This window comes from Microcystis sp. LE19-131.1A, from assembly GCF_027532015.1.
Taxonomy (GTDB): Bacteria; Cyanobacteriota; Cyanobacteriia; order Cyanobacteriales; family Microcystaceae; genus Microcystis; species Microcystis ichthyoblabe_A.
Genome location: NZ_JAPZSS010000037.1, coordinates 1 through 8,401, shown reverse-complemented (window position 1 = coordinate 8,401; position 8,401 = coordinate 1). Strand labels below are relative to the sequence as shown.

6 protein-coding genes are annotated in these 8,401 nt (G+C 47.2%); 4 read left to right on the top strand and 2 right to left on the bottom strand.

The window, feature by feature from the left end; translation table 11 throughout:
- From O9323_RS03290 to O9323_RS03280, 3 genes are all read left to right on the top strand, one after another.
- The coding region (locus O9323_RS03290) for an RNA-guided endonuclease InsQ/TnpB family protein (RefSeq protein ID WP_288124683.1) at positions 1-510 on the top strand (510 nt) is incomplete at its 5' end.
- An 18-nt stretch (positions 511-528) separates the two neighbouring features.
- On the top strand, positions 529-1,167 hold the full coding sequence (gene clpP / locus O9323_RS03285; protein ID WP_223210071.1) for an ATP-dependent Clp endopeptidase proteolytic subunit ClpP: 639 nt from the start codon (positions 529-531) through the stop codon (positions 1,165-1,167).
- A 691-nt stretch (positions 1,168-1,858) separates the two neighbouring features.
- Positions 1,859-3,073, top strand: coding sequence for an aminotransferase class V-fold PLP-dependent enzyme (locus O9323_RS03280; protein WP_002754640.1), 1,215 nt, complete (start codon positions 1,859-1,861; stop codon positions 3,071-3,073).
- Positions 3,074-3,091: 18 nt separating this feature from the next.
- On the opposite strand, the gene O9323_RS03275 is transcribed toward O9323_RS03280, so the two are convergent.
- Together O9323_RS03275 and O9323_RS03270 are read right to left on the bottom strand one after the other, a co-directional pair.
- The gene (locus O9323_RS03275) at positions 3,092-7,264 is read right to left on the bottom strand and encodes a DEAD/DEAH box helicase (RefSeq protein WP_149106900.1); all 4,173 of its coding nucleotides are present in this window, start codon (positions 7,262-7,264) and stop codon (positions 3,092-3,094) included.
- 54 nt (positions 7,265-7,318) lie between these two features.
- Entirely contained in the window at positions 7,319-7,789 is a 471-nt protein-coding gene (locus tag O9323_RS03270; protein ID WP_016514769.1) for a DUF29 domain-containing protein, read from the bottom strand.
- Positions 7,790-8,065: 276 nt separating this feature from the next.
- Here O9323_RS03270 and O9323_RS03265 point away from each other — a divergent pair.
- Positions 8,066-8,401: Uma2 family endonuclease (locus tag O9323_RS03265; protein WP_288124682.1), on the top strand; the 336-nt coding region annotated here is incomplete at its 3' end.

Genomic DNA, 8,401 nt, shown 5'->3' with positions numbered 1-8,401 from the left:
AAAGCAATTAAAGAGGCTTTGGCGTTAGTCCAGTCTAATGATTTGGTAGTCTATGAAGCTTTAAAGGTAAGAAACTTAGTCAAAAACCGTAAGCTCGCCAAGTCGATTTCCGATGCTTCTTGGTATCAATTCACTCAATGGCTGAATTATTTTGCCAAGATTTATCAGATTGTTTGTGTTGCTGTACCACCGCATTTTACTTCTCAAGATTGTTCAGTTTGTGGGACGAGAGTTCAAAAAACCTTAAGCACTAGAACTCATCAATGTCCTAATTGTCAAACAGTCATAGATAGGGATCATAATGCAGCAATAAATATTCTTAAAAAAGGGTTGAAATATTTGGGAAATCATCTCAACGGTACTGTTGGGCAAACAGAAACCGACCCAAACGCCTTGGGAGAGTCCGACCTCTGGATTTTGAATGGAGACATTGAGAATCTAAGCTGTCTCGTTGAACAAGGAATTTCCGATAGTGATCTGGAAAGAATCCCCCGTCACAGCGTAGCTTGACGGTGGGAGTATGTCAAAATCAAAAAACTAACCGCAGCAGCAAGACAAGAAAGCGCAATGATTCCTACCGTTATTGAAACCACAGGCCGGGGCGAACGCGCCTTCGATATCTACTCCCGACTACTCCGGGAAAGAATCGTCTTTTTGGGACAAGAAGTGACCAGCGACCTGGCTAACCTAATCGTCGCCCAATTACTCTTTCTAGAAGCAGAAGACCCCGAAAAAGATATTTACTTGTATATCAACTCCCCCGGTGGTTCCGTTTCGGCCGGATTAGGGATTTTTGACACCATGAATCAAATCCGTCCCGATGTCAGCACCATTTGTATTGGTTTAGCCGCCAGTATGGGGGCTTTTCTCCTCAGTGCCGGCAAACCGGGCAAAAGAATGAGCCTACCCAACTCGCGGATCATGATTCACCAACCCCTCGGCGGCGCCCAAGGTCAGGCCACCGATATCGAAATTCAGGCCAAAGAAATTCTCTATCTCAAACAATTACTCAATCAACACCTAGCTAGTCATACCGGTAAACCTCTCGACCTCATCGCCGAGGATACGGAAAGGGATTTCTTTATGTCCGCCGAAGAGGCTCTAGACTATGGTTTAATCGATCAAGTCATCGATCGCAGTCCTTCCGCTTCCAACCCTCCCCAGTAAATAATTATGATCGGGTAGGCCCTGTCTGCCCAGATTTTGTTGACACTCCCATCGCACTCATGGGATAGAGCTTAAATCTCCCCTTGCGCTCGGTGAGCGTAGTCGAACCGAGCGCAACTCGAGGTGCCAGTTTCCAATATGCCCTATCATAAGTACCTAAGCAAAATTAATTACACATATCTAACCACCTCTTGCCTCTTGCCTTTTGCTTTTTGCCTTTCTTCACTAGGAAATTTATTTTGCACGACTACTTAGCTTTTTTGAGTATATTTAACAAGGACGATAAATATAAATATAAATATAAGTGTTTGGAGAATCAAAATGTGGCGAAATGTGTCGAAGTGCTGTTCTATACTGGTCAGCTTTTCATGAGGGGAACCCTGGGGCGAATTACTTCGCTCCTTTAAAAGCCCCGTCTCATCGGTAAAACATACATAGCCTCCCGGCTGACATTCAAGGTAAAAAATAATAAACTAAAAAAAGAAAACATTCACAAGTATGTTTCCTCTGCTTTAATACTATTGTGATAATTGCGACTTGATCCGTCGATAGAATTCAGCCGTTAGTCGTCAGGAGTCGGTCGTCAGGAAGTGGTAAAATGGGGGAATGGGGAATTCAACTAAAACCCCAAAACCCAACACCTTCTAACTGATAACTGATAACTGATAACTGACTCCCCATCTCCTCACTTATGCAGAATTTAGACGAAAATAGCCTCGATTGCGCCCCTAGTAAACCGGATTTAGCCGAACAAAGACAGGAATTTCGGGGACTTAGCAATAAAGTTTATTTTAATTTCGGTGGTCAGGGAACCTTGCCCAAGGCCGGATTAGAAGCGATTATCGATACCTATAATTTTCTCCAACAAAAGGGGCCTTTTTCAGGACAGGTAAACGATTGGATTACCAAAAAAACGGAACTTCTCAGGCAAGAAATGGCGCAAGAATTGGGAATCAGCCCGAGCAATCTCTCTATCACCGAGGATGTCACTGTAGGCTGTAATATCGCCCTCTGGGGGGTTGATTGGCAAGCGGGGGAACATATTTTACTAACCGATTGTGAACACCCCGGAATTATCGCCACAGTTCGGGAAATTGCCCGTCGTTATCATCTGGAAATCTCCACTTGTCCTATTCGGGAAACTTTAAACGACGGCAACCCCATAGAACTTATTTCCGCTCATTTACGTCCAAAAACTAGGGTTTTGGTGGTCAGTCACGTTCTCTGGAATACTGGACAGGTTTTACCCCTCAAGGAAATCTCCCAGCTTTGTCATGATAATTCTGTCACCGAAAAACCCGTTTTAGTGGTGGTGGATGCTGCCCAATCCGTGGGTTGTTTGCCCTTAGATTTAAGCACTACTGCCGCCGATTGTTATGCTTTTACGGGTCATAAATGGTGGTGTGGACCAGCCGGTGTGGGGGGATTGTATATTCGTCCCGAAATTTTCCCTAGTTTACAGCCCACTTTTATCGGTTGGCGCGGTATTGAAACAGATAAGCAAGGACAGCCTATCGGTTGGAAACCGGACGCTAGACGCTTTGAAGTGGCCACTTCTGCCTATCCTCAATTTGAGGGTTTAAGGGCAACTATTGCGGTACATAACGCCTGGGGTGATGGGGGACAAAGATACGAAAAAATCTGTCAATTAGCGGCTTATCTTTGGGGGGAATTAAAGACGATTAAAGGGGTGAAATGTTTAAAAAATTCTCCGCCAGAATCCGGTTTAGTTTCCTTTCAAATTGACTCGGCCATCACCCCACAAAATTTAGTGCAACAGCTAGAAAAACAAGGGTTTTTACTGCGAACTCTCCTCGACCCCCTCTGTGTGCGTGCCTGTGTTCATTATTTCACTTTGCCCTCAGAAATCGAGCAGTTAGTAGCGGCTATCAAAAAGTTAGTCTAAACTGCGTCGGGGATATTTTTATCCCTCGGCCATTAAGCGCAATAATTCGTCAGTGGATAACTTGCCGCTGGCGTCAGTCCCCTCCAATAAACTATCGGCGAGATCGCGTTTATGGTGGTGCAGATCGACAATTTTTTCCTCGATCGTATCCTTGGCCACTAAGCGATAAATCGTCACCGGACGTTTTTGGCCGATGCGGTGAGCGCGATCGGAGGCCTGATCCTCCACTGCGGGATTCCACCAGGGATCAAGATGGATAACATAATCGGCTGCGGTGAGATTTAATCCTGTCCCCCCGGCTTTTAAACTAATTAAAAATACGTCCCCTTCCCCCGCTTGAAAAGCTTTCACCTGTTTCTGCCGATCGCTGGCTGGGGTACTACCATCGAGGTATTGATATTTTATCTGCCGTTGCTCGAGATAACTGCGGATAATCGCTAAATGATCGACAAATTGACTAAACACCAACGCTTTATGCTGATTATCTAATAAATCATCCAGAATTTCCCCGAAACGGGACAATTTTGAGCCGGCTAAATCCAAATCTGGAGCCACTAACTGCGGGTGACAGCAGGCCCGGCGTAATTTCATGATCTCTGCCAGTACCTGGAGATGTTTTGCCCCGGCGGTACTGTCACTCTCGCTTAATTTCTCCAAAGCACGCCGCCGTAAGGCCTCGTAAAACGCCTTCTCCTCGACGCTTAACTCGATCGGGACTAAAATCTCGGTACGGGGCGGTAATTCCGCCAGAACTTGGTTTTTGGTGCGCCGGAGAAGGAAAGGCCGCACCAGTTTTTTTAACTGTTCGCGAGCGGTTTTATCGCCGTATTTTTCGATCGGGGTGGCGAAACGGCGATCAAAACTTTCCAAAGACCCCAACAATCCGGGGTTAATAAAACGGAAAAGATTCCATAATTCCCCTAAATGATTCTCGATCGGTGTTCCTGTGGTGATTAGTTTAAAATCCCCCCGCAGATTCATCGCCGCTTTCGATCGCTTGGTGGAGAAATTCTTAATCGCTTGGGCCTCATCGAGAACGATTGTCTGCCATTCTACCCCGGCCAACATGGTGGCAACTTCTTCCTGCTGTAATAACCCATAGCTACAGACCAACAGATCAAAAGGTTGCAGTCGATCGAGTAGCGCTTGCCGATCGCCTGTTCCCAGTTGGATGATATTTAAGGTGGGTGCGAACCTTTCCGCCTCACTAATCCAGTTCAAACATACTGAAGTAGGAGCGATCGCTAAAGTCGGTCCCTCGGAGGCGCGGGTTAGGATCACTGCCAGGGCCTGTAAAGTTTTCCCTAATCCCATATCATCGGCCAAACAGGCCCCGGCCCCCCACCGGGCCAGTCTAGCTAACCAGCGAAAGCCTTCCAATTGATAGTCGCGCAATTCTGCCTGTAGAGTTGAGGGGACTTCTGGAGTAAAATCCTGACTCTCCTGAAAGCGTTGTAAATTATCGCGCCAACGTTTATCGGCCTTGAGTTGTCCCACTTCCTCGGTGAGTTCCGAGAGCATCGGGGCAGCGAAGGGATGAAACCGCAAACCGTCGCCGGACTTTTCCGAGAAAGCACGCATTTCCTGTAACCGTTCCCGAAATGCCTCGGTTAGAGCAAGAAATTGACCATCTCCGAGGGGAATAAACCGCCCCGGCGATCCCTCTAGCAATTTCATCAACTCCTGCATACTCAGCACCGATTTCTCCTCTAGGTGCAGTTCCCCACTGACCGCAAACCAATCCCGTTGACTGTGGATATTTAGGTGTAGGTCTTGTAATCGAAGCTGACGCGTCACCCGCCATTTTTCCCCTTCCGGCCATTCCACGAGGACGCTATCGTTTAATTCCCGCAATTCTAGCAGTAGATCTAGACAATCCTCTGGATTTTCTAGCCGCCATTCCCCATTTTCCTCCTCAAAACTGATCAGGATCGGACAAGAATCGATCGCTGTTTGGGCCAGTTTTTTCTCTAGGGCCAGATCCCTAGTGGTTTGCAGCCGTTCCCCCTCGATCTCGGCGATTACTGTTTCTCCCCCTTTTCCAGGCTGGAAATAGGGACCGGCTGCCCCAAAAGGACGGCTGAGAACCGCCACTTTTAAACCCTCTCCGGCCGGTAAGAGATGAATCCGGGGTTGACTATCGGCTGCCACTGACCGGGCTGCTTTTCCTCCCCCGATATCGGAATGTACTGTCACTATCCCGGACAGGGAATTGATCGCGGCCAGCACTTTTTCCCGGCCCTTGTCGGGTACTTCTAGGCGGTTGCTTTTGCCGATAATGTCGGCGATGCTTCTGTGTTCTGGCTTGACTTCGATTACCTTAATGCGAGTGGGGGTTTCTTTCCAAATCAGCACTTCTTGGCGATCGCTGAGATCGGGCAGTAAAGACAGGATTAATTTACCCGATTTTTCCTTACTTACTCGCAATTCTGGTTCCCCGGCGACGATTTCTACCCGCGTTCTGGGGGAATCTTCCCAAAACACCAGGGGATGACCGATCAGTTCGATAATGGCCCGGCGCTCAAAGTGATAATCGTTCTGGCCATAGTAACTGGATTCCACGAAGATATGGGCGCAAATTTTCAGATCCTGCGGGGTTAAATAGTCAATTTCCCCAGTTTTTCGCAGACGTTTAAGGGAGACGGGACGGCCGCGACTCCAATTACCCCGCGCGTCGAGTTTCTGTTCTTTTGGTTGCAGGAAATAATCCTCGGAATGGATAGTGAGAAACCAAGCAAGGCGGACGACGGGGTTAGATTTACCCGGGGTTGGTGTTGGCGCGCACAGATTAGTCAAGGCATTCAGGCACAGTTGCCAAGCTTCCTGGGGTTCGATCGCATCCACCAGGGGGGAAGGGAGATGCCATTTTATAACCACCTCCGTTTCCGGCGCTCGATCGAGTCGGGACAGTAGGGCCCCGGTTTCCAGGGCTAACCAATGGTAGCCAGCCGCCTTGGCATCTTTGTAGAGGGGCAGCAATAGGCGGGGCAGATGTTTTTTAGCGATGCTGCTACTCATCCAGTAGAGACAGATACTACAGATAAGAGTCTCTAGACCCTGGCCCATTTGGTAGGGATTGATCGTCGCGTCGATGATTGCGTCTTTGGCCTGCATATCTCCCTGACGGGCAGCGATGATTTTTTCCAGACGGGCATAGATCGGACTGAAAGGATGATCGTTTTGACGCGCCACCCAACTGGTATAGCTGGCGGCTTCGGCGAGACGTTCGGGGGTTCCTTCTTTGAGGAGGGCAAAAATAAAGGAGAAGCCGCTAATCGAAGAAAAATAGATTTTTTGTTTTCCTTTGGCTTTTTTTAGGGCTTTAAGGGCGAGGGTATATTCTTGGATCGCTTTGCTGTTTTCCCCGCCTAGAAAGGCAATCCAACCCCGTATCGCCCCGATTGCTGCTGCTTGGCTTTCCGGGAAGGGGCGATCGAGATACCGACGCACTTTATCGCTTTGTCCTCGGATGATTGCCTGTTCGAGCCACAAATGGCCTTCGGAAACACTGGTCTGGTCTTGACAGAGTTCTTCTAGGAGGGAAAAAGCTCCATCGGCGCGAGTTATTTTTTCAAAAGCCTTGACAAGAATGCTATTTAGTGCTAGGGCTTGAAATTTGGTCGGTTGCGTCCGTAACCAATCCCCATCGAAGGGGTTATCGTAGATGAGGATGAGAAGGTCTTCTAGGCTGGTTTTTGAGGAAGAATAGCTGGTTTTCTGATAATCGGCGATTTGTTGTTCGATCGAGTCGAAATCCTGACGATAGATGGCCAGACGGATTTCTCGGATTAATTGCTCTTTTCCCTGAAAAACTAGGCTTTCATCCCAACGAGTTCGGGGTTGCGGCAGTTTTGCCTTGATAATCTCGGCAAAACGCTTGAATTCTCCCTTACTAACGCTATCACGGCTGGCAATCTCGACGAGGAGGGGATGACAGCGCGGCCCGTAGCCTTTGTCCTGGGTGATTACTTCCGCTTCTAGGAGGATATCTAAATGGGATTTCAGGGTTTGGCCGTTAAATCGCCGGTTGTTCTCGTCGCGGTAATGAGCTTGATTTAAACAGTCTAGAAAAGTGCTGCGGGCGATCGGCTCATAGATTAGGGAAAAAAGACGGACGATCACCTGATCGAGTGCCGATAATTGTTGGTAGCGTTCGATGAGTTGGCGGCGGATTTGCTCGATATCTTTCATATTCGGTTATATTCGCTGATAATCCTAATCTTTTTGCGGGGATATGACTGCAATTTATGGACGGGTTTCCAAAAAAGGTTCGATATCGATGGGGAACCAATCCCCGTCTAATACCTGTTCGAGAGTGAATATAGACTCTAGGGGAATCGCATTTTTATCGACGATTCTGGCGTTAATCAGGGATTTTCTGGCGGTTAAATAGGCTTTTTCCCAAGAATCGCGGGCATGGTTGACGAGGGTGGCACTATCTATTTTTTGTTCTAATTGCGATCGGAAAGCCGCGATCTCCACTATCCAATGACGGGCATTCCGTTCTTTTTCCGATTCCCAATAGGATAGTTTGAGCAAGTGTTCGATTAAAACGTTTAATAAACTCGTTATTGCCTGTCTCTCGCTTTTTCCCATGCACTCCACTTCCTCGATCAGGTTTTCCCAGTCCACCAGGTCAAACTCTTTTCGCTTTAACAGTTCGGCGGTTTTTTCTGTCCAGAGAACAAAATCTTCCTCGTAGAGAGCGGTCATCATAGATTTCTCATCCCGACTGGGAGCGCGGGGTAATGGCTCGATTATAACTCTCGATCGCTATCCTGGATCAGCTTCTAGTGCGGGGAATTTTTGTCAAGTTAGAGATTTATTCTTTAGCACAAGTTGTTCTTTTTGTCAAGAAAACTTTTTCTTTTTAACAAAAGTACACAAACATTTTGAGCAACCTTATTGACGATGTTATTTTGGGACTAGAGGGGAAAGATAACCTCACTGCTAGAATTTAATTTTCAGACAAATAACCTCAGAGTATAAATTATGACCTTTACACCAGCTATTGATCCAGATATTGAATACCCCGACAGTGACGGTAAACCCATGGCTGATAATACCGAACAATACGGATGGATCGTGAAAATCAAAGAAAATCTTGAGATTCTCTTTGCTAATTCTCCTAACGTTTTTATTGCGGGAGATCTGCTCTGGTATCCTGTCCAAGATAAGAAAATTACCGGACCGGTTGCTCCCGATGTTATGGTAGTATTTGGTCGTCCGAAAGGAAGACGGGGTTCCTATAAACAATGGCAAGAAGATAACATTGCTCCTCAAGTGGTCTTTGAAATTCTCTCCCCTTCTAATAGCTTAGAAGAAATG